Annotated in this window: 26 protein-coding genes, 1 tRNA gene and 3 pseudogenes; 14 read left to right on the forward strand and 16 right to left on the reverse strand. The window is 63.2% G+C overall.

What is annotated here, in order from left to right:
- Positions 1 to 157: 157 nt before the first annotated feature.
- The 4 genes from NKH59_RS11910 (at position 158) to NKH59_RS11925 (ending at position 3,275) form a co-directional block, all read left to right on the forward strand.
- Positions 158 to 1,090 (forward strand): VOC family protein, encoded by a 933-nt coding sequence (locus NKH59_RS11910; RefSeq protein ID WP_352540230.1) that lies wholly within the window; start codon positions 158 to 160, stop codon positions 1,088 to 1,090.
- Positions 1,091 to 1,100: 10 nt separating this feature from the next.
- A complete protein-coding gene (locus NKH59_RS11915) occupies positions 1,101 to 1,736 on the forward strand; it encodes an alpha/beta hydrolase (protein ID WP_353021994.1) in 636 nt (211 codons plus the stop codon).
- The gene (locus tag NKH59_RS11920; RefSeq protein WP_352451160.1) at positions 1,729 to 2,028 is read left to right on the forward strand and encodes a GNAT family N-acetyltransferase; all 300 of its coding nucleotides are present in this window, start codon (positions 1,729 to 1,731) and stop codon (positions 2,026 to 2,028) included. The genes NKH59_RS11915 and NKH59_RS11920 overlap by 8 nt, the downstream gene beginning before the upstream one ends.
- Before the next feature lie 188 nt (positions 2,029 to 2,216).
- Positions 2,217 to 3,275: a dipeptidase gene (locus NKH59_RS11925; RefSeq protein WP_353021997.1), complete on the forward strand. Its 1,059-nt coding sequence runs from the start codon at positions 2,217 to 2,219 to the stop codon at positions 3,273 to 3,275.
- 42 nt (positions 3,276 to 3,317) lie between these two features.
- Here NKH59_RS11925 and NKH59_RS11930 read toward each other — a convergent pair whose 3' ends face one another.
- Together NKH59_RS11930 and NKH59_RS11935 are read right to left on the reverse strand one after the other, a co-directional pair.
- A complete protein-coding gene (locus NKH59_RS11930) occupies positions 3,318 to 3,578 on the reverse strand; it encodes a hypothetical protein (RefSeq protein WP_352814978.1) in 261 nt (86 codons plus the stop codon).
- A gap of 2 nt (positions 3,579 to 3,580) precedes the next feature.
- Entirely contained in the window at positions 3,581 to 3,841 is a 261-nt protein-coding gene (locus tag NKH59_RS11935) for a hypothetical protein (RefSeq protein ID WP_352831459.1), read from the reverse strand.
- Positions 3,842 to 3,913: 72 nt separating this feature from the next.
- On the opposite strand from NKH59_RS11935, the gene betI reads away from it, so the two are divergent.
- The 4 genes and pseudogenes from betI (at position 3,914) to NKH59_RS11955 (ending at position 7,321) form a co-directional block, all read left to right on the forward strand.
- Positions 3,914 to 4,630, forward strand: coding sequence for a transcriptional regulator BetI (gene betI / locus NKH59_RS11940; protein WP_502895733.1), 717 nt, complete (start codon positions 3,914 to 3,916; stop codon positions 4,628 to 4,630).
- 76 nt (positions 4,631 to 4,706) lie between these two features.
- On the forward strand, positions 4,707 to 6,008 hold the full coding sequence (locus NKH59_RS11945) for a flavin monoamine oxidase family protein (RefSeq protein ID WP_353022000.1): 1,302 nt from the start codon (positions 4,707 to 4,709) through the stop codon (positions 6,006 to 6,008).
- Between the two features lie 12 nt (positions 6,009 to 6,020).
- A pseudogene (locus NKH59_RS11950) lies at positions 6,021 to 6,212 on the forward strand (aspartate aminotransferase family protein); the annotation flags it as partial.
- A gap of 314 nt (positions 6,213 to 6,526) precedes the next feature.
- Complete coding sequence (locus NKH59_RS11955; protein WP_353022003.1) at positions 6,527 to 7,321, forward strand: inositol monophosphatase family protein; 795 nt, start codon at positions 6,527 to 6,529, stop codon at positions 7,319 to 7,321.
- A 20-nt stretch (positions 7,322 to 7,341) separates the two neighbouring features.
- Here the strand turns inward: NKH59_RS11955 and NKH59_RS11960 are convergent.
- The 6 genes and pseudogenes from NKH59_RS11960 to NKH59_RS11985 form a co-directional block, all read right to left on the reverse strand.
- Positions 7,342 to 7,607 (reverse strand): annotated as a pseudogene (locus NKH59_RS11960) (substrate-binding domain-containing protein); the annotation flags it as partial.
- Between the two features lie 225 nt (positions 7,608 to 7,832).
- Positions 7,833 to 10,364 carry an NAD-dependent epimerase/dehydratase family protein gene (locus NKH59_RS11965; RefSeq protein WP_353022006.1) on the reverse strand — a complete coding sequence of 844 codons (2,532 nt, stop codon included), beginning with the start codon at positions 10,362 to 10,364 and terminating at the stop codon, positions 7,833 to 7,835.
- A gap of 188 nt (positions 10,365 to 10,552) precedes the next feature.
- Positions 10,553 to 11,440: an arginase family protein gene (locus NKH59_RS11970; RefSeq protein WP_353022009.1), complete on the reverse strand. Its 888-nt coding sequence runs from the start codon at positions 11,438 to 11,440 to the stop codon at positions 10,553 to 10,555.
- 370 nt (positions 11,441 to 11,810) lie between these two features.
- Positions 11,811 to 12,311, reverse strand: a complete 501-nt coding sequence (locus tag NKH59_RS11975) for a DUF6496 domain-containing protein (protein ID WP_352451168.1) — start codon at positions 12,309 to 12,311, stop codon at positions 11,811 to 11,813.
- Between the two features lie 122 nt (positions 12,312 to 12,433).
- Positions 12,434 to 13,111: a dienelactone hydrolase family protein gene (locus NKH59_RS11980; RefSeq protein WP_352471474.1), complete on the reverse strand. Its 678-nt coding sequence runs from the start codon at positions 13,109 to 13,111 to the stop codon at positions 12,434 to 12,436.
- 11 nt (positions 13,112 to 13,122) lie between these two features.
- A complete protein-coding gene (locus NKH59_RS11985; protein WP_353022012.1) occupies positions 13,123 to 13,839 on the reverse strand; it encodes a phosphoribosyltransferase in 717 nt (238 codons plus the stop codon).
- Between the two features lie 297 nt (positions 13,840 to 14,136).
- Here NKH59_RS11985 and NKH59_RS11990 point away from each other — a divergent pair, with 297 nt between their 5' ends.
- Positions 14,137 to 14,565 carry a CBS domain-containing protein gene (locus NKH59_RS11990; protein ID WP_023677862.1) on the forward strand — a complete coding sequence of 143 codons (429 nt, stop codon included), beginning with the start codon at positions 14,137 to 14,139 and terminating at the stop codon, positions 14,563 to 14,565.
- A gap of 87 nt (positions 14,566 to 14,652) precedes the next feature.
- Here NKH59_RS11990 and NKH59_RS11995 read toward each other — a convergent pair whose 3' ends face one another.
- Positions 14,653 to 15,132 carry an Hsp20/alpha crystallin family protein gene (locus tag NKH59_RS11995; RefSeq protein WP_352471471.1) on the reverse strand — a complete coding sequence of 160 codons (480 nt, stop codon included), beginning with the start codon at positions 15,130 to 15,132 and terminating at the stop codon, positions 14,653 to 14,655.
- Positions 15,133 to 15,411: 279 nt separating this feature from the next.
- Between NKH59_RS11995 and NKH59_RS12000 the strand changes: the two genes are divergently transcribed.
- Both NKH59_RS12000 and NKH59_RS12005 read left to right on the forward strand, forming a co-directional pair.
- Positions 15,412 to 15,849, forward strand: a complete 438-nt coding sequence (locus NKH59_RS12000; protein WP_353022015.1) for a DUF2267 domain-containing protein — start codon at positions 15,412 to 15,414, stop codon at positions 15,847 to 15,849.
- A 49-nt stretch (positions 15,850 to 15,898) separates the two neighbouring features.
- Positions 15,899 to 16,369, forward strand: a complete 471-nt coding sequence (locus NKH59_RS12005) for a YbhB/YbcL family Raf kinase inhibitor-like protein (protein ID WP_352471470.1) — start codon at positions 15,899 to 15,901, stop codon at positions 16,367 to 16,369.
- Positions 16,370 to 16,393: 24 nt separating this feature from the next.
- Here the strand turns inward: NKH59_RS12005 and NKH59_RS12010 are convergent, their stop codons facing one another.
- Together NKH59_RS12010 and NKH59_RS12015 are read right to left on the reverse strand one after the other, a co-directional pair.
- Complete coding sequence (locus NKH59_RS12010; RefSeq protein ID WP_353022018.1) at positions 16,394 to 17,869, reverse strand: FAD-dependent oxidoreductase; 1,476 nt, start codon at positions 17,867 to 17,869, stop codon at positions 16,394 to 16,396.
- Position 17,870: 1 nt separating this feature from the next.
- The gene (locus tag NKH59_RS12015; protein ID WP_353022021.1) at positions 17,871 to 18,923 is read right to left on the reverse strand and encodes a hypothetical protein; all 1,053 of its coding nucleotides are present in this window, start codon (positions 18,921 to 18,923) and stop codon (positions 17,871 to 17,873) included.
- A 232-nt stretch (positions 18,924 to 19,155) separates the two neighbouring features.
- On the opposite strand from NKH59_RS12015, the gene NKH59_RS12020 reads away from it, so the two are divergent.
- Both NKH59_RS12020 and NKH59_RS12025 read left to right on the forward strand, forming a co-directional pair.
- The gene (locus tag NKH59_RS12020; protein WP_352471467.1) at positions 19,156 to 19,425 is read left to right on the forward strand and encodes a hypothetical protein; all 270 of its coding nucleotides are present in this window, start codon (positions 19,156 to 19,158) and stop codon (positions 19,423 to 19,425) included.
- A 24-nt stretch (positions 19,426 to 19,449) separates the two neighbouring features.
- The gene (locus NKH59_RS12025) at positions 19,450 to 19,884 is read left to right on the forward strand and encodes a YqaA family protein (RefSeq protein WP_353022022.1); all 435 of its coding nucleotides are present in this window, start codon (positions 19,450 to 19,452) and stop codon (positions 19,882 to 19,884) included.
- A 199-nt stretch (positions 19,885 to 20,083) separates the two neighbouring features.
- On the opposite strand, the gene NKH59_RS12030 is transcribed toward NKH59_RS12025, so the two are convergent.
- The 4 genes and pseudogenes from NKH59_RS12030 to NKH59_RS12045 form a co-directional block, all read right to left on the reverse strand.
- On the reverse strand, positions 20,084 to 20,539 hold the full coding sequence (locus NKH59_RS12030) for a TSUP family transporter (protein ID WP_353022025.1): 456 nt from the start codon (positions 20,537 to 20,539) through the stop codon (positions 20,084 to 20,086).
- 37 nt (positions 20,540 to 20,576) lie between these two features.
- A pseudogene (locus NKH59_RS12035) lies at positions 20,577 to 20,861 on the reverse strand (TSUP family transporter); the annotation flags it as partial.
- Positions 20,862 to 21,085: 224 nt separating this feature from the next.
- The gene (locus tag NKH59_RS12040; RefSeq protein ID WP_352471465.1) at positions 21,086 to 21,973 is read right to left on the reverse strand and encodes a DUF1259 domain-containing protein; all 888 of its coding nucleotides are present in this window, start codon (positions 21,971 to 21,973) and stop codon (positions 21,086 to 21,088) included.
- A 92-nt stretch (positions 21,974 to 22,065) separates the two neighbouring features.
- Positions 22,066 to 22,692 carry a hypothetical protein gene (locus NKH59_RS12045; RefSeq protein ID WP_353022028.1) on the reverse strand — a complete coding sequence of 209 codons (627 nt, stop codon included), beginning with the start codon at positions 22,690 to 22,692 and terminating at the stop codon, positions 22,066 to 22,068.
- Between the two features lie 263 nt (positions 22,693 to 22,955).
- On the opposite strand from NKH59_RS12045, the gene NKH59_RS12050 reads away from it, so the two are divergent.
- Positions 22,956 to 23,861 carry an alpha/beta fold hydrolase gene (locus tag NKH59_RS12050; protein WP_353022031.1) on the forward strand — a complete coding sequence of 302 codons (906 nt, stop codon included), beginning with the start codon at positions 22,956 to 22,958 and terminating at the stop codon, positions 23,859 to 23,861.
- Here the strand turns inward: NKH59_RS12050 and NKH59_RS12055 are convergent.
- Positions 23,856 to 23,932: transfer RNA gene (locus NKH59_RS12055), tRNA-Arg, on the reverse strand. The two genes, NKH59_RS12050 and NKH59_RS12055, sit on opposite strands and share 6 nt — an antisense overlap.

Below are 23,932 nucleotides of genomic sequence, written 5' to 3' on the forward strand. Positions count from 1 at the left end.
GTCCAGTTTGCCGAATGGTGAACAAAACCTGCTTCGTCGTTCACTTTAACAGCACAGTCCATTCTGTGTTTGCCGCCTTTGCGGCCAGGAGGCGGATCCTCATATTTGCGTGGACAGCGGCAAGGGCCGCACCAGCACAAGGGAAGGAGCAACAGACATGCTCGACCAGGTCAAGGGCCTGCATCACGTCACCTCGATGGCCAGCGATGCGCGCCAGAATAACGAATTCTTCACCGGGACGCTCGGCCTGCGGCGGGTCAAGAAAACCGTCAATTTCGACGCACCCGACGTCTACCACCTCTATTACGGCGACGAGGTCGGCACACCCGGCTCGGTGATGACCTATTTCCCGTTTCCCAACATCGGCAAGGGCCGCCATGGCGTTGGCGAGGTCGGCACCACCGCTTACTCGGTGCCTGAGGGCACGCTCGGCTATTGGGAGAAACGGTTTGCCGAGCAAGGCGTCACCGGGCTGTCCCGCGAGGAGACGTTCGGCGAGAAGCGTCTTGCGTTCGCCGGTCCCGACGGCGACGGGTTTGCGCTGGTCGAAGACAGAGCGGACAACCGTGCGCCATGGGCCAAGGGTGGCATTCCCACCGACGTGGCGATCCGCGGCTTTCACTCGGTGTCGCTCAGGCTGAAAGATGGCGGCGCCACCGAAGAGCTGCTGAAATTCATGGGTTATGAGGAGGTCGACAAGTCAGGCAACATCAGGCGGCTGGCGGTGAAGAACGGCAACGGCGCCGACGTCGTCGATATCGAATCGCTGCCAGGGGCCGGCTTCGCCAATCTCGGCGCCGGCTCGGTCCACCATGTTGCTTTCGCCGTCGAGAACCGCACCAAGCAGCTCGAAGTGCGCAAGGCACTCCTCGACACAGGTTATCAGGTGACGCCGGTGATCGACCGCGATTATTTCTGGGCGATCTACTTCCGCACACCGGGGGGCGTGCTGTTCGAAGTCGCCACCAACGAGCCGGGCTTCGACCGCGACGAGGATACCGCCCATCTCGGCGAGGCGCTGAAACTGCCGTCGCAACACCAGCATTTGCGGCCCTATCTCGAGCAGCATCTGCAGAAACTGGAAGACTGAGGGCAGGGTTATGAGCAAGGATTCGTATATTCACAAGGTGCTGCCCGGTTCGCTGGACGGACCGTTGCTCTTCGTCTTCCATGGCACTGGCGGCGACGAGGATCAGCTTCTGTCGCTTGGGCGCGATCTTGCGCCGCAAGCGACGATCGTCGCCCCGCGCGGCGATGTCTCGGAACAAGGCGCCGCACGCTTCTTTCGCCGTACCGGCGAGGGCGTTTACGACATGGGCGATCTCACGCGAGCGACGGACAAGATGGCCGGCTTCGTCAAGGCACATGTCGAGGCGGCAAAGCCATCTTCGGTGCTAGGCCTCGGTTATTCCAACGGCGCCAACATCCTGGCCTCGGTGCTGTTTGCCGAACCGTCGCTGTTCGACGCAACGGTGCTGATGCATCCGCTGATCCCGTTCGAGCCGGAGGTCAAGGGCAGCCTTGACGGCAGCCGCATCCTGGTCACCGCCGGCAGGCGAGACCCGATCTGTCCGCCTGATTTGACGGCGCGGCTCGAAGCCTATTTGCGCGCCGATGGTGCCGATGTCACAGTCGAGTGGCATGACGGCGGCCATGAGGTGCGGCCGAGCGAGATCGAGGCGGCGCGGCAGTTGTTCGCCGTAACGTCGGATGAAAGGACCGCAAGCCATGTCTGACCTATTGCCGGAGATCGAGCTGGAGGACCGCGGCTCTAAGGGCCGCTACTTCCTGCGTGGGCCGAGCGGCGCCGAGGCGGAGATGACCTTCACCAAGGTCGGCGAGCACCAGATCATCATCGACCATACCGAAGTGCCGGATGCATTTCGCGGCCAGGGCGCGGGACTTCGCCTCGTCACCCGTGCCGTCGAGGATGCACGTGCGGCGGGCAAGACGATCATCCCGCTTTGCCCGTTCGCCAATGCTCAGTTCCGCCGCCATCCGGAATGGGCGGACGTGCTGAAGCGGTAAGAGAGACAGCCCCTCGATGAATGAAAGGAGAAAGGGTGCGCGGCTTTACCGCGTGCCCCTTCGACCATTGGCGGCGTACAAACATAAGGCAAACATGCGGGATTTGCGCAGAGCGCCCGTCTTGCCTAAGTATTGGCAACAACCGGCTCGCCCTCTGCGGCCCGACCACTTCAACCGAATGGCCCTCCATGACCGAATCCGATCTCGTTCCCGTCTTCGACGGCCACAACGACACGCTGCTCAGGCTCTACCAGTCGAAGGATGCGGACATCGAAAAGCTGTTCGTCGAGGGGACGCCGAGTGGCCATGTCGACCTGCCGCGCGCAAAGAAAGGCGGATTTGCCGGCGGCATGTTCGCGATCTTCCCGCCGCCTGTCGAGAAATCCAAGCGCGGCGCGGTGCCGCTGGCGCCGAGCGACAGCGAGCCCATGCCGCCCGAGGTTCCGCGCGCCGATGCGCTCAACTCCACCATAGCGATGGCCTCGATCCTGTTCAGGCTGGAGCGGGCTTCGGCGCTCACTGTCTGCCGCACCGCCGGCGATGTGAGGAAGGCGATGGCGCAAGGCTCGATCGCGGCGGTCTTCCACATCGAAGGGGTCGAGGCGATCGACCCTGAGCTCACCCTGCTCGATGTCCTCCACGCAGCCGGCCTGCGCTCGCTCGGTATCGTCTGGAGCCGTCCCAATGCCTTCGGCCACGGCGTGCCGTTCCGTTTCCCGTCGTCGCCCGATACAGGGCCGGGGCTGACCGATGCCGGCAAGGCGCTGGTGAAAGCCTGCAACCAGCTGAAGATCATGATCGATCTTTCGCATCTCAACGAAAAAGGTTTCCGCGACGTCGTCGAGATCAGCGACGCACCGCTGGTCGCGACCCATTCCAACGTGCACGCGATCTGCGGCCATTCGCGCAACCTCACCGAATGGCAGCTCGGCGCGATCCGCGACTCCGGCGGCATGGTCGGGCTGAATTTCGCCACCGGGTTCCTGCGTGAGGACGGCAGGATGAACGCCGACACCAGTCTCGACATCATGGTGCGCCATGTCGATTCGCTGCTGCAGGCGCTGGGCGAAGACGGCGTCGGCCTGGGCTCGGATTTCGACGGCGCCATGATCCCGGCCGTGATAGGCGACGTTGCCGGCCTGCCAAGATTGCTCGACGCTTTCGCGGCTCGCGGCTTCGGGCGCGCGCTGATCGAGAAGATCGCCTATCGCAACTGGCTCGGCATGCTGGAAAAGACCATCGGCTAAGCGGGTGATGCCGGCTTGACCGGAATGCGATTTGGAGGCCGACTATTCGAAACCCATGCGTTTAAGCCAGTCCTGGCCAATGCCGCGGTCGCGGATGATCGGCAGCGGATCGGTCGAATCCAGCCTGGCACAAATACGGTAGGCCTCCAGCGTTTCAGCGCTCATCTCACCGCGTTTGTAGAAGAACATGGCCGCAGCATAGCGGGTGCGGCCCGACCATTTTTCGCCGAGCGGTGTGTTGATCAGCTGCCACTGTTCGGCGGCTTCGGCGGCGAGTTTGGGACTGTCGGTGTCGTCGGCCATATTTAGAAATCCGCAGGCGGATTGGCAGTGCGGCGGCCGAGCCTGACGACCAGCCGCGGCACCAGTTTGGCACGCTTCAGCAGCTTTTGATATTGCAGCTCGCGCCCGGCGTAGATCTCGACCCAAGGTCCGCTGCAGGCGGGCTCGGCGGCGCTGATCTGGTCTCCATCGCCGGGATCGCTGCCTTTCGCCGACGGATGCCTTCGACGACGTTTTATCCAAGGATGCAATCTCGACGAGAACATTCGAATATGGGCAGCCATGCAGAAGGTGCTTGACAGTGGCAAACACCGTCCCACTGATCTTCGCGGCCGATGCCGGTCGGCTAGCCGGCGATGCTGGAGACCATCACCCCGATGAAGACAACAGAGGCGCGCGAAGCCCTCCTCGAACCGGCGCGAAAAAGCGATTCCGAAAAGCGCGGCCGCAAAGCGTCGAAAGAGACAAGGCAGGTTCAACTGATCGAAGCGACTATCGATTCATTGGCCAAGCGCGGTTATTCGGAAACGACTATGGCCGACGTCGCCGACGGCGCCGGCCTGTCGCGCGGCATCGTCAATTTCCATTTCGAGAGCAAGGAGAAGCTGCTCGTCGCCACTTTGCAGTACATGCATGACGAGTATTCGGCGCATTGGCGCAGCGCCTTGCAAAGGGCCGGCGATGATCCCGCCCGCCAGCTGCAGGCATTGGTGGCAGCCGATTTCAACCGCTCGATCTGCAACAAGCGCAAGCTGGCTGCTTGGTGTGCCTTCTGGGGCGAGGCCAAATCGCGACCGAAATATCAGGCGCTGAGCAGCGCACGCGATGCCGTCTACCAGAATATATTCATCGATCTTTGCGCGGCGCTCAAGCAGAGCGGCTTCTATGCCTATGAGCCGCAAGTCATGGCGCTGGCGCTCAGCGCCATGCTGGATGGTCTGTGGCTGCATTTGATGATGGGCACCGAGGACGCCACACGCGAGACGGCGCTGCAGGCCGCGAACGAGTTCCTGTCTGCGGCATTCCCCAAGCACTATCCGAACTCAGCAGCCCGCGGTGCCAGGCCGGCGTGAACCATCAAAAAGAGGGTGGATCAGCAATGAAGACAATGATCCGGCGCCTGACATTCGAGAAGATCAAGGCCGGCTAATGAAGTTCAAGATCGAACGAGCCGATGTGGCCATCGTCGGCGCCGGCTTCACCGGCCTGTCGGCCGCGCGTGAATTGAACCACGCCGGCATCGATGTCGTGCTGCTCGAAGCCCGCGACCGTGTCGGCGGCCGCGTCGAAGCCGTGCAGAACGGGCTCGGCGAGCGGATCGACAGCGGCGGCCAGTTCTTGTGCGAAGACATGCCGGAATTAATGGCGCTGGTGCGAGCGCGCGGCAAGACATTGGTCGAGACCCATGTCGCAGGCGAATTCGTCACGCAGCCGCGAATGAGCGAGGCGCAAGCCGGGCGCACTTACGGCACCGCGATGCGAATGCGCGAGCGGATGAACGCGATCGCACCGACCGACCCGGCCATCGCCGGCTTGACAGTCGCGGCATGGCTCGATCGCCAGAACGATCCCGACGATGCCAAGGCCGCCTTTCGGTCGATGATCGAGGGCCTGTGGTGCCTGGCAATGGAAAGGCTGCCGCTGTGGTACTTGATCGACAATGATCGCCGCATCACCAACGAGGTGTCGGAGCTGCAGTATTTCGTGGGCGAAACCATGCATTCGCTGGCAGATGATCTTGCGCGGGATCTCGGCGATCGACTGCGGCTGAATACAGCCGTCGAGGCTATTGAGCACGGCCCGGGAGGGGTTCGCGTCGTTTCGCCTGCCGGCGTGACCGAGGCACGAGCGGTACTGGTCGCGCTACCGCCGATGATGGCCTCGAGAGTCGATTTCGTGCCACCGCTGCCGGCTGCGCTGGAGAGAGCCCTCGGCGTCTGGGAAAGCGGCGCAGTTATCAAAATGCTTGTGCGCTATCCCAAGGCTTTCTGGCGCGACAGGGGCTTGAGCGGCATGGTGATGTGGCGGGAGCCGCACGGACTTTTTGCCTGCGATGCCAGCAAGGACGAGGATCATGCAGCACTTGTCGTCTTCATCGGCGGGCCGCTGGCGCAGCGCTGGCGGGATATGGACAGCGCGGCGCTACGCGCTACGGTGACATCAAAGCTGCAAGATGCGCTCGGTATCGAGGCCGCCGGCGTCACCGATCTCAGCTATCGCGACTGGACCGGGGATCACTGGAGCGGCGGCGGTTACAGCGATTCGATCGTCGATGCGACGGCAACGGATGCCGAACGCATTATCCGGGCGGGCGCCCCGCCGGTGCATTTTGCCTCGTCGGAGCTGTCGCCGTCATTTCCGGGCTATGTCGAGGGCGCGATCGTCGCCGGTCGCACTGCTGCGCAAAAAATTATTCAGTCGGTTATCGCCAGCAGAGCCTCAGGGTCATAAGCGAGGCGGATCGAGGTGCCGACCGGCATCGACGCGCATTGCCACGAGCTCGGCCTGTTGGTCCGGCTACTGATCAACATGTGCGTGATGTCGCCGCCATTAATCATCAAGCGCCAGCAGATCGACGATATGGTGTCGATCCTGCGCGAAGGCATTTCGCGCGCGATGGACGATCTGCGCCGCGAAGATGTCTGGCGGGGATAGGCGTTTATCGCCGGCAAGCCGTGGCATTGGTCGGCCGCTGGCAAGGTGGGCGAGGTCGATGAACTGGGCGGTGCTGCGATCTTCCCGGTTTCCGACGCGTCGAGCTTCATGACCGGCCAGATCATCTATATCGAAGGCGACATGACCGGACCCGTATGAGCGCGACTGTCGCTGTCGGGCGCATGGAAGACCGGTCGGCCTCGGGGCCGCCCCGCAAAAGGCAGGGCTCGTCATTTGCACGCTCTTAGCTTCACCGCTAAGCTTCTTTGGCTGGGGTATTTTCCTCAGATCACATTCGCCATCCCAAGGATCTCATGACACCCGACACAGCAACGCGCGAACAGTTCGCCATCGATCTCGCGCGGCGCGCCGGCGCGCTCGGCCTGAAGTATTTTCGCGACCTCGACAGCCTCGCCATCGAGAGCAAAGGTCATCAGGACATGGTCTCGCAGGCTGACCGCGAGGTCGAGCTGTTCATCCGTGCGGCAATGAAAGCCGCTTACCCGACCGATGGAATTGTCGGCGAGGAGCATGCCTCGGTCACCGGATCGAGCGGGCATGTATGGGTGATCGATCCGATCGACGGCACTGCGAACTTCGTGCGGGGCATTCCGGCCTGGTGTGTGGTCATCGCCTGCGCCAAGGACGGCGACACTGTCGTGGGTGTCATCCACGAGCCCTCTACCGGCGAAACGTTCCATTGCCGCAAGGGCGGCGGCGCTTTTCTCAACGGCAAGCCGATCAGGGCAAGCGCGGCCACCAGCCTGACCGACGGCTCGTTGGGCACCGGCTTTTCCAACCGCGTCGAAATTCAGAACGTCGCAACGCTCATCGGCTTGCTGTTTTCAAAGGGCGGCGTGTTTTTCCGTAACGCATCCGGCGCGTTGATGCTCGCCTATGCGGCCGCCGGCAGGCTGCTCGGCTATGTCGAAGAGCATATGAACGCCTGGGACTGCCTGGCAGGCATGCTGCTGGTGGAAGAAGCCGGCGGCACTATAGTCAAGCCCGACCCAAAGACGGTGCTGGAAAACGGCGCGCTGGTGATTTGCGCCGGCAGCGGCGTGTTCGCCCAGGTCCGCCAGCTCTGCGTGCAATCCTTCAAGCTTTGATCAGAACCGGTCCGCATGAGCAGCGGCGATTTGTATTCCACTGTCAGGCCCTCCTCGGCTGCCTGCAGATGCGGATCGCCGGCTCCGCCCCACCAGATGTCTCCCTTTGGGTTGGCGGCCTCGGCGCGCAATTGCGCATAGATTTCGCCAGCGCTCTTGCGGGTCATATTGACGTGATGCCGGTCTTCTCCTCGAACGCCCGCGCCGTCTGCTGGCACCAGACCTCGTCAACGCCGCAAGACATGGTCAGGCTTTCGGCGGACGCCGATGACGACGCGGCCCACATACCGGCGGCGAGGATGCCGGCGCAGAGAATTGCCCTTTTATCATGCTGAAATTCCTCCCTAATTTATTTGCCGACTTGTGAAATGCAGATACGCGGAAAATTCAAGTTGGAAGGGTACGGCCGCCTTTGCGCCTTTCGCCGACTTCCCGCTCGATGTGTTCGACAGGTTGATGCGGATCAATCTTTGCAGCCACCTGGCCGACCGTCCTGCGCCGCCGAACATTCTCAGACGATGGCCCGGTCCCAGCCGCCATAATGCGCAGCGCTGCGCGTGCCGCGCGGCAGGCTGAGCCCGACCAGCAGCGCTCCGATCGCCAGATTGGCGAGGCTCGCCGCCGCGCCGCCGGCGAGCATGAACGGAGAGAGGGCGATCCAGGCTCCAAGCGCTATGTTCACAAAGCGGACGGCGCGCGCCACCTCGGCCATCGCCGTGACGGCGATCATGATGACCAGGCAGCCGGTGACATGGTCACTGAAGTAGAGCGGCGGGCTGGTGCCGAAGACAAGCGGCGTGATCATCAGCAGGGTGCCGGCGAGTGTGCTGGCGACAAGGGTCCGGGGGAAATTCACACCGCCAGTGACGAAGTCCCGCGCCACTGCCGATAGCGGCCGGTCGAGATCCGGCGTTGGCGTCTGGTCCTCCGAAAGTGCCGGACCTCCGCACCAGAATGTGCGCCAGAACGGCTCTCCCGCTTGTTTCGCTTGCCAAAGATACTGGCAGCTCGCCAGCACCTCGTCGACCGAATAAGGGATGAGGACGACGGTGACGGCAGCCTGGACGATGCAGAGCGTGCACAGCGCTCCGATGAGCGGTGGCTGGATGATGATGAAGCCGACGCTGACCACGCCGAGCGGAACGACCAGCAAGCCGAACAAAAGCACCATCCACGGCATGGTGCGCCAGCGGCGGCGATCGCCGATCGCGCCCGCGAGGATATCCAGCGCATAGGCGAAGGCGCCCAGCCCGGCATCGGCGATCGGAAAACCCTTGGAGACCCAGGAGGTGACCACCGCCTCGCTGCCATTGCCGGCCGGCGTTTCGCCCGGGCCGAAGAACGGATCCCAAAGACTGTCGATGTGCCCTAGCTGATAGGCAGCGAGATAGCGCGAGACGAACAGGCCGACAAAGGCGAGGCCGATTATGGGAATGCGCTGGGTGAAGAGGGAGGGCGAATAGCTCCAGCCGAGCGGGCGGTCGTCATCGGCGGCAAGGGCACGCCGGCTGATACCCGGCGTCGGCGGGATCATCACCGCGAACGCGACGATCAGCATGCCGGCCAACGTGTCGGTCGCGTAGGCTCCGGCGCTGGTGGTCCAGAACAGCAGCGGCGCGAACATCACCCAAACCCCGATCGAGGCGGTGATCCATTGCAGCCCGTGCCAGCGCCGGCGCGTGCCGACGAGCGCCAGCGACAGGATGGCGAGGCCGGATACAATCTCACTGATGCCGAGCCTGCCGTCGCGCGTCTCCGGCGAGGCGATCTCATGTCCGAGCGCCGGCGGAATCGGTGCTGATGCGGGATCGAACAGGCCGAGCGTGAAGGGCGACGCCACGAGCCAAAGCCCGATCGCAACGTTGGTCAGCGGCGCCCAGAGCGTTGCGGCCCGGCGGTGTTCGGTTTCCGCCTCGACCTCGTCGTCCGAGCGCTCGAGCGGGCGCTGCAGCCGTTCGGCGGCCTGGTCGAGCTCGGGCGCGGAAGCGGCGGCCGCCGACGGTTCAAGCTTGTTCTTCTTGTACCAGTCGGTAGGATCCGCCTTCAGTCGCCGGATCATTTCCGGCAAGGTAGCGGTCAGGCGGTGCCGCGGGTTCCAGCCAAGCAGGCGCCTGGCGCGGGAGATGTCGATCTCGTAGTGATCGTCGGCGTTCTCGATCATCCATGGTTTGATGTCGGTCTCCTGGTCGAGAACCTTCTCCTGCATCCAGGCGCCGAGCTTCGTCACCTCTTTCGGCAGGGACAGGGTCCGCCAGGTCTCGCCATGCAGGAGCTGCCCGATCTGCTTCTGCATCTCGTCGTAGGACGGCGTCTCTTCTTCGCCGATCAGCAGTACGGTCTCGTCGGGAAGCGGGCTGCGCCGGTCGACAGTGCGCACCACGGCGTCGACGAGATCGTCCAGATGCAGGTAGGGCTGGCCGGTGGTGATGTCGCCGGTGAAAAGATAGGCGGTCGGCATGCGCTCGAAAATGCGGGCGATCTGCTGGGCGATGAAGGCCGCGTGACAATCCTCGTCATAGACACCCGCCAGTCGCAGGATCGCAACCTTGATGTCGCCGTGCTCCTTCTGGATCAGCGTCTCGGTCTCGGCCTTCGATCTCGGATAGGCCCAGGCCGGATCGATCGGCGATCGCTCGTCGATCCTGGCGCCCTTTGCCGGGCTCGGCGCATGCACCAGCAGCGTGCTCGAAAACACGAACTGCTCCGTCTCGAACCCCCTCAGCGCGTTCAGCAGCCGGCGCGTTCCCTCGACGGTCACCGCGCCGTATTTCGGATTATCCTCGCCGGTCGTGTCGTAATAAGCCGCGAGATGGATCACCGAGGCAACGCGGCCGCCGCTCCGCTCGCGCACCTCGGCCAGTGCCTTCGCAACGCTCGCGTCCGAGGTAAGGTCGATCTCGATCGTCTCGACGCTGGGCAAGGTTCGTCTGGCAACATCAAGGCCGATGATGTCGTAGCGCTCCATCAAGCCGCGAGCGATGGCCTGGCCCAGAAACCCGCTGCTGCCTGTGATCAGGACGGTGGGACGGGTTTTGCCGGTCATGGCGAATCTCCTTGGCGATAGCCGGGTAGAAGAAGCCGAATGCTTCGGTCGCACTCCGAACCATGTTCGTTGAGAACGGTTCCCGATGAGGTAGCACCACAGAATGGGTGCGCGCGGCGATCCGTCAGACCGACGGCCATTCGTGCCGGCGGATTGCGTTCGTGCACAAGTGCAGGACTCCCATTGGTCTACCGGCCGCGAAGGGAAGCGACCAGAATGTCGATCAGCAGCTTGCCGCAGCGACGATCCGGATCGCGGTCGGGATTATAGATCGTCACCTCCATCCCAATCACGCGTGGATCGTTGCACCATGTGCGAAGGGCTTCGACAGCTTCGTCGGGCAAGACACCGCCGGCCTCCGGCGTATCGACAGCCGACATGATCTCGCTGTCCAGCACGTCGACATCGAAGTGAACGAATACACCCTCGACGTCCTGCCCTGCGACCGCGTCAAGCGCTATGCGTGCCGCATCGGCGATGCCGCGCCGCCGCACTTCAGCCAAATCCATCCGGTGAACATCGGTGTCGAAGACGGCCTTGGACGTGTAAGTCGCGGGGTCCTGCACATCGCGATAGCCAAACGCGACTACGTCGGCCTCACGGACCAAAGGAGTGTGCTCGCCGAAATCGATCAGGAGCGTCGGGCCATGGCCGGTCACGAAGGCCAAATCCATGCCCGCGGCTCCCTTTGACGGCGAGGTATCCGGCAATTTGAAATCGGTGTGCCCATCGAAGAAGATAAGGCCGTAGCGGCCACGACGCCGTAGCGCGAGCGCAGGGCCAAGCAACACACTGCAATCGCCGCCGGGCATGAGCAGGAACCCTCCCGAGTTCAGCTCCTCGTCGACCGCTTCGGCAAGCGTCTTGGAATACTGGCGCAGGGCCTGGGCATTGCGCACGCCCGTCGCAGGATCCACCTCAGGCCGATAAGGCGGAGCCCGAACCGAGCGCAACGGACCGGCGCCCAAACGGTCGGCGAGACCAAGCGATTGAAGTGTCTCCGGCGCCTTCCACACGCCGGGCTCCGGCTCACCCTCCTGCGGCATCAGCCCAAGATTAGAGGGCGCGCCGAGCAAAGCGATATGTCTCGTCTGAGTGGTGTCTCGCGGCATTGTCGTGCTGGCAGCTGAGGTCATGATCAGAGTTCTCCGCGTTATGGGCGATACGCATCATGCTCAAGAAACAGGCTGCGCTTTCCTGACCGGTCTCCCGCTGCCCTTGCCGCCGTGTACCTCCGGTTGGTGTCACGCGTCAGGCAGCGTCGCGAGTGACGCGTATTGCTCGTTCAGCGCCACCGTTTCGTCAGCGGTGATTTCGAAGTCGATGTTGTCCCGCGGATGCAGGTTCGCCTTGGGCAGCGGCGTTGTCCCGCGCTGCCGGGGCAGATCTCGATACCGGTCGCTTGGGCCATATCGGATTTCCAGGAGGCGAACTGCCGTCTTTGAACTATGCGTGGTGCGCGCGCGTTCTGGCCGCCTTCTGCGCCGCCGCCTTCCTTCCGCTGGCGCCTTTCGTCTCGGCGGCTTTCTTGGCAGCGGCCGAGCGCTCCTCAGCCGTCCGGCGCGAGGCCGCACGCTTGGCTTGCTGCGCCAGCGCCTCGTGCGACGCCGTACTCCTCGGCTCGTGCTCGAGCACCTTGGAGACGGCTTTCGAGACCCGCGGGCGGCGTTTCGGCGTGCGTTCACCCTGGCCGGCCTCATAGGCGTATTCGGCGCTTTTGCGCGTGCTCTCCTTCACCTTGCCCTTTTTGGGCGGGGGCAGGTCTACGCCTGCGCGTCTTGCCTCGGAAAGCCCGATGGCGATGGCCTGCTGGGTCGAGCGCGCGCCGTGCTCGCCGCGGCGGATTTTATCGATCTCCTCGTGCACGAACTCGCCGGCCTGTGTGCTCGGCGATTTGCCCTCGCGCTTGTCCTTTCGGGCCTTCTCGATGGTTTTCTTGTCCGGCATTGTCTTTCTCCCTCATACGGGTTGCGACAGCCATTCGGGTTGCAGCTGCGCGCGGTCTTATGAGGATCATAACGCGTTGAGGACGCAAATGATCCCGGGACTGGTGATCCAAGCCCCAGCTGTCAGGACGTCGACGCCGATCTGTCCGAAATCAGATGGCGCAAGAACCATCGGCTCGCCAGGCCCGCGACTTCGTCCAGGGCGCCGGGTTCCTCGAACAGGTGCGTCGCGCCAGGGACGATGGCGAGCTCCTTCTCGCAGTGGAGCGCCGCCAGCGCCGAGCGGTTGAGCGCGATCACCTGCTTGTCCGCGCCTCCGACGACGAGCAAGGTCGGCGCCCGGACGCGCGGCAGGGCGTGCGCTGCAAGATCGGGCCGGCCACCACGCGAAACCACGGCCGCGGCCTGGTCGGGCCGCTCGGCCGCCGCCACCAGGGCGGCACCGGCGCCCGTGCTCGCGCCGAAATAGCCAAGACGCAACCCCGATGTTTCCGGCGAGGCGCCGAGCCAATCCGTGACGCCGACCAGCCGGTCGGCGAGCAGTCCGATATTGAAGCGCAACTCGGCCGTGACCTGGTCGATCCGCTCCTCTTCGGCCGTTAACAGGTCGATGAGGAAGGCGGCGAGGTTCGCCTCGTTCAGCCTTCCTGCCACGTAGCGGTTGCGCGGGCTGTGGCGGCTGCTTCCGCTGCCATGGGCAAAGAGCACAAGGCCACGAGCATCCGAGGGCAACGAAAGATTGCCCTCAAGCGTGACAGGTCCCGCGGGAACATGCACGACGTGCTCGCTATCCCGGTCCATATCCATCTCCGCTATGTCGATCTGGTGCCAGGCGCCGGACCCGCGCCTGCGCGCCCAGCCAATTCCTGTTCGGAAGCGGCGGGCTTGGGCCCGGACCTGGCGAGGAGCGCGCGGACCTCTTCATCGCTCGTCTGCGAGAAATCCACGTACCAGCGCCCGACACCCAGCAACGGCTCTGGTGTCGTCGCGCAAACGACCTCGTCGGCGTCCGCCCGCATCGCGTCGCAAGTGTCGGGGCTACCGACGGGAACGGCCGCGACAATATGGGCGGCGTGGTTTTTTCGCAGCGCCTTGATCCCGGCCCGCATGGTCGATCCGGTCGCAAGCCCGTCATCCACGAGGATAATGGTTCGTCCATTCAACTGCGGTGGGGGTCGCCCGTCCCTATAGAGGTGCTCGCGGCGCAGAAGCTCTTTTTCCTCCCTTGCAGCGACCGCGTCGATGACATGTGGCGGGATCGCGAGACCGTTGACGATTTCGTCGTTCAGGACACGTACGCCTGAGGGCGCGATCGCCCCCATGGCCAGTTCCTCGTGGCCGGGGACGCCGAGCTTGCGCACGACGAAGACGTCGAGCGGTGCCTTGAGTGCCTGGGCGACCTCGTAGCCGACCGGCACGCCGCCTCGGGGCAGCGCCAATACGATCACATCGTCGCGGCCGGCAAAGCGAACGAGTTCCCCGGCGAGTTGCCGCCCGGCCTCGCGGCGATCTGAAAAGATGATAGCCATGACCTTCAATCCGCGTGCATCTGTTTTCCCGGTGGATGTTTTTTCACCAGCCTGCGTCCACATTCCGTGGGATGGCTGCGGCACCGGTACCATTTTGGAACTCGCTCGCTGCCTGGACGTTCCAAGAATAGTTTCGATCGCGAGGTGCCGGCACCGGCACGCGCCTCAGCGCGGATCGGGAAGATCGAAGATAGTGATCCGTACATGCCTCGTCCGGCCAGCTGGCAATCTAGCGATGCGTCGCAACAGGTCCGTCTGGCGACTTGTTGCCTCAGCAATCAGGGAAAGGAAGATCCCATGCAAGTTCAGGAGATCATGAGCCGTCGGACCGAGCTGGTCGGCCCGAACACGACAATCAGGGATGCCGCCCGGAAAATGCGGGCCGACAATCTCGGCGCCCTTCCGGTCGGCGAGAATGACAGGCTGGTCGGCATGGTGACAGACCGCGACATCGTGATGCGCGGCGTCGCCGAGGAGCGCTCAGCCGGCAACACGACCGTTCGCGAGGTCATGTCCGAGCATGTCTATTGGTGCTTCGATGACGCCGATATCACCGATGCGGCGAAGATCATGGCCAAGCATCAGGTGCGTCGTCTTCCGGTGATCAATCACGACAAGCGCCTCGTCGGCGTCATCGCCCTGGCCGACCTCGGGCGGACCGATGAGGAAGCCGCCAAAATCGCTCTCGAAGGCGTTTCCGAGGCAACGGACGATCCCCGGCGCTAGACGCTCGCTGGCCGGTTGCCGCCGTGCTCGCCGTTCTTCTCCATCTGGGCTGAACGCCGCCTGCTCAGGCAGCCTTCAGTTTGGCAACTATCTCGCTTTCACTTCTATGCGGCGTGTCTTGTCCTTTGCAGCGGGGTTCTTCGGAAGCTCGACAGCCAAAATGCCGTTTCTGAAAGTGGCCTGCACCTTGTCGGCATCGATCTCCGCTTCCAGCGGGATGGTCCGCTGAAACCGGCCATAACTGCGTTCGCTGTAGGTGCGGCCGCCTTCGCCTTCCTTGTGCTCCGAACGCTTCTCGCCCGTAATAAAGAGGGTGTTTTCGCGCAGCTTGAGCTCAACGTCCTTCTGCTCGAGCCCCGGCAATTCGGCGGTGACCTTATAGGCTTGGTCTGTTTCATGTACGTCGACGCTCGGCCAAAGATCGCCGGCCGTAGTCGCTTCGGCCATCGGCGCGAAGAAGTCGTCGAACAGGCGGTCAATCTGCCGGTGGAATGACGTGAGCGGGTCGCGCGCGGATGGGTAGAGGCTGCGCGATGGCGTCCGGGGCGCCAAATCGTGATGTGCCATGGTTCTTCTCCTGTTTTTTGTGTCTGCATCACTCGTCGCCATGTGATCGGCGACGGCAAACAAAACTCGTCCACCCATGAGGATGTTCCGGTGCCGGCCAAGAAAGGTGGTCGAAAAACAGCGGCAAAAAAGCCGGCCCGAATTCCCTCATGACGGGCCGACAACAGACGGGACCTCCGACAATAAATGCGCATCAGGACATGCGCATGGGGGAACAACGGGCAGGTACGGCTGTTTGGTCACATCACCTAGTCGGATTTGAACGGAAGGAGGATCTCGATGAACGCCACCGGACTCGACGTATTCGACAAGACACTGCAGACCACGAACATCTGGCTCGACGAGATCATGGACGAGATTGGACCGGATCGGCAGGTCGCCTGGCACGTTCTCGGAGCGGTGCTGCACGCCCTGCGCGACCGTATGCAGCCGGATCTTGCAGCCCACCTCGGCTCGCAGCTGCCGATCCTGGTGCGCGGCGCCTTCTATGACCAATATCAGCCTTCCAAAGCTCCCGAGAAGATGCGGTCGCTCGACGAGTTTCTGGCCAAGATCAAGGCGGAGCTGGAATTTACCCGCCCGGTCGATTCCAAGGATGCATTCAGGGTCGTGTCCAAGGTACTCGCCTATCACGTCGGAGAAGCACAGATGCACAAGGTCTGGGAATCCCTGCCGGGCGAGATAAGACGCGTCGCCGAAGCTCAGCAAGCGGCGTGAACGGCGCAGGCGCGGGCTTCTCGGTCGCAACCTCCTTGGGGAAATAGCAATGCCACTCACCCTTATCAGCCCGGCGTTCCGGGCAGGCGGAAGAATTCCCGAAAAATATGCGCGTGACGGCCAGAACGTCTCGCCGCCGCTGAAGTGGTCCGGTGTCCCGGATGGTACCAAGAGCCTTGTTCTTGTCGTGCGGGATCCCGATGCACCAAGCGGGATTTTCGGGCACTGGGCGGTGTTCAACATCCCGCCGGATGCCGGGGGACTAGCCGAGGCCGAAGACGGCAAGCCCGGCCCGTCGGCACTCAGGCAAGGCACCAACGATTTCGGCAATGCGTATTACGATGGTCCGCAGCCGCCTGCAGGGCACGGCGTCCACCATTACCACTTCCTGCTGGCCGCGCTCGATGTGCCGAGCCTCAGCGTACCAGGACAGGCGGGCGTGCATCAGGTCTGGAAGCAAGCCCAGAAACACGCATTGGAGGAGACGGAGTTGGTCGGAACCTACGAACGGCCGGCGTGACGCGGGCCGTGTCGGTCGCCGCCTTCACAATGTAATCTGGGCAAGCGGTTTTCGGGCAGGGCCGTGGATGACCGAACCGTCGGCGGCGAAGATCGAGCCGTGGCAGGGACAATCCCAGGTGTGGTCCGCATTGTTCCAGGTTACGGTGCAGCCCTTGTGGGTGCAAATCGCCGAAACCGCCTGGAGTGCGCCTTCGGTGTCTCTCCACGCCGCAATCTTTTCGTCTCCCCTGACGATCACGCCGCCCATACCAGGCGCAATGTCGTGGGTGCTCGAGACGATCGATTGACTGCGGCCGTTCTTGTGGAAGTCCTCAGGATAGGGCCGGGCCGGATCGTAGAGTTTTTGCCATGGGCTCGGGCGGCCGCAGATCAGGTCGGCGATCATCTCGCCCACGGCCGTCCCGTTGGTGATGCCCCAGGCGTTGAAGCCCGTGGCAATGTGGAAGCCGGCGGCCTTGGCGGGATCGGGTTCGCCGGCATATGGGATCCTGTCGGCCGTATCATAGTCCTCATTGCACCAGCGCCAGGCGACGTCGCCGACCGGAAGGTTCTTTCTTGCCCAGTTTTCCAGTTCGACAAACCGCTTGGCCACGTCGCCGTCCCAGCCGGTGTTGAACTTGGGGCCGAGCGTGACCAGCAGTGGCCCTTCGGCATCACGGCCCGTGCGGATGGAATGCGTCGGGTCGTCGATGCCGATGAACATGCCGTCGACAGGGAGGGGATCGTCGATCCGAAAGGCCATGGCGGTGTGGCAGCGCGGTTGCGTCCGGTTCGCCATGCCGACGGGGCTCTTCACCGTCATGTTGGTGGCGACGACGACGTACCCGGCATCAACGGCGCCGCCATCGGTGACGACGCGCCAGCGGCTTGCCTCGTCGATCGAGGTGGCGCGGCTGTTTTCGAAAATCCGACCGCCACGGGCCGTCACCGCTTCCGCCAGGCCAACCAGATACATCGCCGGATTGAACTGCGCCTGGTCGGGGAACCGTAGCGCGGCGGCCGTTACGAAAGGCAGCGGTGCGCGGTCGAGGATCTCGGCCTCCAGCCCGACCTGGCGCGCGGCCTCCGCCTCGGCCGCAATCTCCGCGCAGCGGCTTTCACTGCAGGTGTAGGTATAGGCGTCCTTGCTCTCGAAATCGCAGGCGATGGCGCAGTTGTTAACCCAATCGCGGATTTGGCGCGCGCCGGCGGAATTCGCATCGGCATAGGTCTGCGCCAGGTCCCGGCCAACGCTGTCGATGAGATGACGATAGATCAGCGCATGCTGCGTGGTGATCTTGGCCGTCGAGCGGCCGGTCACCTGGCCGCCTGTGCGCAGGCCTTCGAGGACGACCACCGACCGGCCCGCCTCGCAAAGCCGAAGCGCCGTCGTCAGCCCGACAATTCCAGCACCCACGACAACGGCGTCTGCACGGATCGAACCTTCGAGCTGGGGATAGTTCGTGGAGGCGGCTGCCGCCACCCAACAGCTTCCCGGTTTTCCCAAGAGAATGGCCATTTCAACCCCGCCCCTTGCGTCTCCATGCACTTCCATCGACAACCGCGCCGGCGGAGGAACGTTCCCGAGCTTGGTCGCTTTCAATCATTGTCTCGCCACCCCGGGTCAGAAAAGCGCCGGGAAGGTGCGAGGTGCAGGCCATCACCCACGTGATCGCCTCGCGGTCGTATTCGTCGCCGGAGCGCCAGTCCTCGAAGAAGGCGTTCAGCCTATCGACACGCCCCGGCCAGATACCGGCGGCCTGCAGGCCGAGCGAAACGCCGTAATTGGTGAAGGCGAACTTGGTGTCGCGCAGCCATGGCGCGCGGCTGAAATAACCGGGCGGGTCGACCCACATCGTTTCCAGGGTTCGCAGCGAACGCCTCGTCTGGGCCTCGGCCCACGGCTCGTCGGGAGAGAAATGGGCGAGCCACAGCATCATGCCGAGGCCGAGGTCCTGGTCGATGTCGAGGCTGCGCCAATCGCGCTCCATCAGGGCACGCATCTGCGCGATCTCGGGCGCCAGTTCCTCGTCGTCGAGCATTCGGTAAGAGACGTAGCCGTCATAGGCATCCATGCTGCCGAGGCCGTAGCCGGGGTAAGGACCGCTCAAATCCTCCTGCATCTTCCAGATCACGCCGCGGCCAGGGACCACAAACGCCGGGTGAATGTCCCTCGCCAGCGCAATGCCGCGCTTGCGGTATTCCGGCTTCAGATCGCCGAGACGCGCCAAGGCGAACAGCCACATCGCCAGATAGTGGAAATACTGGCCGTCGCGATCGGCCGCTTCGCCGATCCTCAGTCCGCGCCGGCGGCCGAGCACACGCTCGACATCGGCCACCAGCCGCTCGGCCTCGTCCAGCCAGCGCTGTTCGCCAGTTTCTGTGCAAAGCGAGACGTAGAGCACGACCCCGAATGCATCGGTCCACAGATACCGCAAGCCGTTGGGCCAGATGCCTTCGCCGCGCATCCAGTCGAGTTTTTGCAGGACATAATCGACGTCACGCAGCATCGCGCCAAGGCCCGAATCCACGGCAGACTTTGCCGATGTTCGGTTCCATGCGATTGCGGGCATGCGGCATATCTGCCTCCGCTCCGGTTGGCCTTAGCCAGATACCGCGAAACGATCTGATCGGCGGCAGGTTCCTTGGCCGCTTTCACCGGCGCGACCCTCACGATTCTCGCGGAGACTTTGCAGGCTGAAGGAACAGCAGAATTATGATGCGCTGCGCTGGCCACGGATCGGTATCGCAACTGACGCTGCGCCGGAGCCCTTTAAGGTCGCCTGCGGTCTGGCTGCGGGGACGTTGGAAATCGTCGACACACCGGCCGGCGAGCGGACGCGGCTGACCATCGATCGCCAGGCCGACGATCTGGCAGCGACGGTGATCATCGACCGGCCCGGCGGGCCGGAGACGCTTCGCCTCGAACCTGTCGGCGACAACCATCACCGCCTTGAGAGCACCGTCGCCCCTGCCGAACCGCATGAGTTCCAGGCAGGTCTGGTGCTGACCGCGAAAGATCGCGAACAGGTGCTGCCGTTCAAGATGGTCGAACCCGAAGGTCACCATCATTAGGTCGACTGGCGGATATGCGGTTCAATGACCGATCTCGCGGCCTGTGCTGGTCTGTTCCTGGCGGCCTTGCTCGCCGCTACGATCCTGCCGATGCAATCGGAAGCAGTGCTGGTCGAGCTCGTGCTTGCGGATTACTCGCCCTGGCTGCTCATCGGAGTCGCGAGCGTCGGCAACGTGCTTGGATCGGTGATCAACTGGCGGCTCGGACGAGGCATCGAGCGCTTTCGGGGCCAACGGTGGTTTCCGATGAACCAAGCGCAACTGGACCGCGCGCAAGCGTGGTATCGCCGCTATGGAAAGTGGTCGCTCCTGCTGAGTTGGCTGCCGGTTGTCGGTGATCCGCTAACCGTCGTCGCGGGCGTCCTGCGCGAGCCTTTTCGGGTTTTCCTTTTGCTGGTCACTGCCGCCAAGGTCGGCCGCTATCTGGTTCTTGCCGCCGTGACCCTGAGCGTGATCTAATCTCACGAAGCTTCTCGAAGCTGAGCTGGTTAGGTCGGCTGGTTCGAAGAGCCCTGTATGATGCGCGCGGACGGGAAGCGCTAGCTCTTTTTGACGGCGACCTTGTCGAGGGCTGCGCGCAGGCCTTTTGCCAGCTTCTGCGTATCGCGCGACCGGTCAACCAAGCTACGGCGCAGCGCTCCAGCCAACATCGACATTGTTAAGACATTCCTGTGGCCGCGCGCCAGGCCTGCACAACGAAGCTGTGCTGGTTCCAGATCATCAGCGCTCCACTCACAGCCATGAGCGCGACCACAAGGCCGCGGAACTGTCGTCCACTTAGGCGTTCGAGCCAGCGCTTGGCCAGCAGATTGGCAAGCGCAGCGCCCAAACCCGCGGCTGCGCCGTACATGACCGCCTGACCACCGAGCGCGCCGAGTCCGGTGAATACCGCGATCTTGACGACATCGGTCACAAACGAGTTCACCGATTTCGTGGCGACCAACGTCTCCTTCTCCGAACCGTAGTTCAGATAGAGCGAATTCAAGACGGGTCCCACCGTGCCCATCAGCGCCGACAACAGCGCGACGATCAGGCCGGCCGGGAGGAACCACCAGCGGCCGGCGGGCTCGGTAGCTCCGCTCGCGCGCGCCGCCGCGAAATTCCCAGACTGCACTGATCAGATAGATCCCTATGAGTATCTGGAGCCATTCCGCCCGACTGTTGGCGAAGAGCCAGGAGCCCGCAGCGGCACCGGCGATGGCGCCGGGCAGGTACCAACGGACCAGGCTCCAATCGATGTCGCGCCGGAACGCCAGGGCGCGGATGGGATTGCCGATGAGCTCGGTCAAGGTGATGACCGGCGCAACCGCCGCGCTCCCTGTGATGAAAGTCACGGCGGGGATCAGCAATAGACCTCCGCCTCCGGCCGAGAGGGTGTTCAGTGTCCAGGTGAGGAACCCCGCCAACGCCAGGAGGCCTAGTCTAATCCAGTCCATCCGATCAGAACGAAGCGGACCTTTGATCGTTCCGAACGCGTTAGTTCGCAAAAGCCCGGCCCGCCCCTTGAGTCTCGTGTGCGATGGAAAGGTGATCTCAGGCGCAATGCTGGTGGCGGAGAGACGCCGTGCCAGAGAACCATTCCCGAGGCGGCGGGAAGAAGGCCGACGATCGCTCCGAGTCGGCCGAACTCCGCCGTTGGACGCGCGCGCGGACGCCCAATCTAGCTCTTTTTGACGGCGACCTTGTCGAGGGCTGCGCGCAGTCCTTTCGCCAGCTTCTGCGCATCGTCGTACGCCCAGAAATGCATGAAGAAGAGCCGCGGTTGCTCATCGAGCATGTGGCTATGCAACGCGGTGATCTCGATGCCGTTATCCAGCATGGCTTTGATAACCGGATTGACCTCCTTTGCTGTCAGCACAAAATCACCCGTGATCGCCGCCTTGCCGCCACCTGTCGATTGGAAGTTAATCGCTATTGCCGAGCCCATGGCCGCCGGCACTTCCATTCCATTTTCCTCGACCGGCTCAGCGCGCGAGATCGTGAACTGGTAGACCGCGCCATTGGCCTTACCCTTATAACCGATGGTTTGGTCGACACCGGCCGTGTCGAACTCGATCTGTGGTGCGGCTTGCGGCTGGGCGCCGCCTCCCATCGGTGTTTTGCTCAGCGCCAATCCGGCATGAAGCGCTGTGGCGAGCGTAACCGGGTCGCCCTGGCCGAAGACGTGCATGTAGAGTGTCATTGGCTCCGCGCGCAGCAAGTGGTTGTGTACCGCAGTGATCTCGATCCCGCTTTCTTCAAGCTTCTTCATGACCGGGTTCACCTCGTCCTGCGTCAGAACGATGTCGCCCATAACCATTGCCTGATCTCCCATGGGTTCGAACGCAATCCAGCCTCCAAGCGCAAATCCGGGTTTCAGGGCCACGCCGTCGAGCGAAACCTTCAGGTCCGTTCGCGGCAGCCCGACCCGGTAGACGCCATCAGGCGTCTCGGTTCCGGATTTGCCGAGCGCCTTAGCGATTGTTTGCCAATCGGGTGCCGCCGATGCCGGTTGGAGCAGCGCCGACATCGCGATCAGCATTGCTCCGGTCACGAGTTTTGCATGCATGGGATTTCTCCTTGTGATCTGCCCCCCAATTTGTCATGCGGCTGCTGGCTTCGTGGCGGGAGGGTCGGCGCCGCGCATGATCGCGGCAATGATTACGATCGCCGGGTCGCGCTCGAGCCCATTTTTGGATCGGGCTCGCCGGCATATGGAATCCTGTCGGCCGTATCATAATCCTCATTGCACCAGCGCCCCACGACGTCGCCGACCGGAAGGTTCTTTCTCGCCCATTTTTCCAGTTCGGCAAACCGCTTCGCCACGTCGCCGTCATAGGCATCCATGCTGCCGAGACGGTAGCCGGGATATGGGCTGCTCAGATCCTCCTGCATCTTCCAGATCACGCCGCGGCCAGGGACCACAAATGCCGGGTGAATGTCCCGCGCCAGCGCAATGCCGCGCTTGCGGTATTCCGGCTTCAGATCGCCGAGACGCGCCAGGGCGAACAGCCACATCGCCAGATAGTGGAAATACTGGCCGTCGCGATCGGCCGCTTCGCCGATCCTCAGTCCGCGCCGGCGGCCGAGCACACGCTCGACATCGGCCACCAGCCGCTCGGCCTCGTCCAGCCAGCGCTGTTCGCCAGTTTCTGTGCAAAGCGAGACGTAGAGCACGACCCCGAATGCATCGGTCCACAGATACCGCAAGCCGTTGGGCCAGATGCCTTCGGCGCGCATCCAGTCGAGTTTTTGCAGGACATAGTCGACGTCACGCAGCATCGTCACGCAGCATCGCGCCAAGCCCCGAACTGGCAGAGCCGGCCCGTGTTCGGTGTCCCGCGATTGTGAGCATGCGGCATGTCTGCCTCCGCTCCGATTGGCCTTAGCCAGATACCGCGAAACGATCTGATCGGCGGCAGGTTCCTTGGCCGCTGTCACCGGCACGACCGGGAACCCTCGACCTGATCATGAGTTTCGGATCCAGGCGCTCACAACGGGATGCGGGGGTTACCAGTCATTTTCGGAGCCTTTCGATCGAGGAGGCAAAGTTGCGACACCGCCAAATCAGAGTTGACGGAACTACTGTCTTCTTTCGCGAGGAAGGCCCGGCCGACGCTCCCGTGCTTCTGCTGCCGCACGGCTATCCCTGTTCGTCCTATCAGTTTCGAAGGCTGATGCCCGGACTGGCTGATCGCTGGCACACGTTCGCCCCGGATTTTCCTGGCTTCGGCTACAGCGCTACGCCCGACATGGCTGCATTCGGCTACGATTTCGAGACCTATGCCGGGTTTTTGGCGGCTTTCGCGGACGCGCTCGGCCTGTCTCACTATACGCTCTGGCTGCACGATTACGGCTCGCAGATCGGATTGCGCCACGCCATCGCCTATCCGGAGCGCGTTGCCGCGCTTATCATCCAAAACGGCGACATCTACGAAGACGTGCTCGGCCCGAAATACGCAGCCATCAAGGCGTATTGGAACGACAAGACGCCCGACAAGCATCGCCCGCTGGAAGAAGCGGTGAGCGAGGAGGGCTTCCGGCACGAGTTCATCGGTGAGGTTGGCGAGGCCGTGGCCGAGCGCGTGCCACCGGATCTGTGGAAACTCCATTGGCCTCTGATGGACACGCCGCCCCGTCGGCGGCTTGCGGTCGGCCTGATGGAGAAGCTGGAGGCGAACCTCAACTGGTTCCCGAAATACCAGGCTTATCTGCGCGAACGGCAACCACCGACACTGATCGTCTGGGGTCCCGAGGATGGCTATATGCCGGCCGCATCGGCCCGCGCCTACAAGCGCGACTTGCCGCAAGCAGAGCTCCATCTCCTCGATGGCGCCGGCCACTGGCTACTGGAAACCCATTTCGATGAGGCGCTTGCGTTGGTGCGCGACTTCCTCGCACGCGTTCACAGCCGAGCACCGACGCGACCGTCAGGTAACCAGTTGAAAGCGTGGTGATCCCGACAGGAATCGAACCTGTGACCTACAGATTAGGAATCTGCCGCTCTATCCTACTGAGCTACGGGACC

The sequence above is a fragment of the Mesorhizobium sp. M0998 genome, assembly GCF_040318885.1.
Lineage (GTDB): Bacteria > Pseudomonadota > Alphaproteobacteria > Rhizobiales > Rhizobiaceae > Mesorhizobium.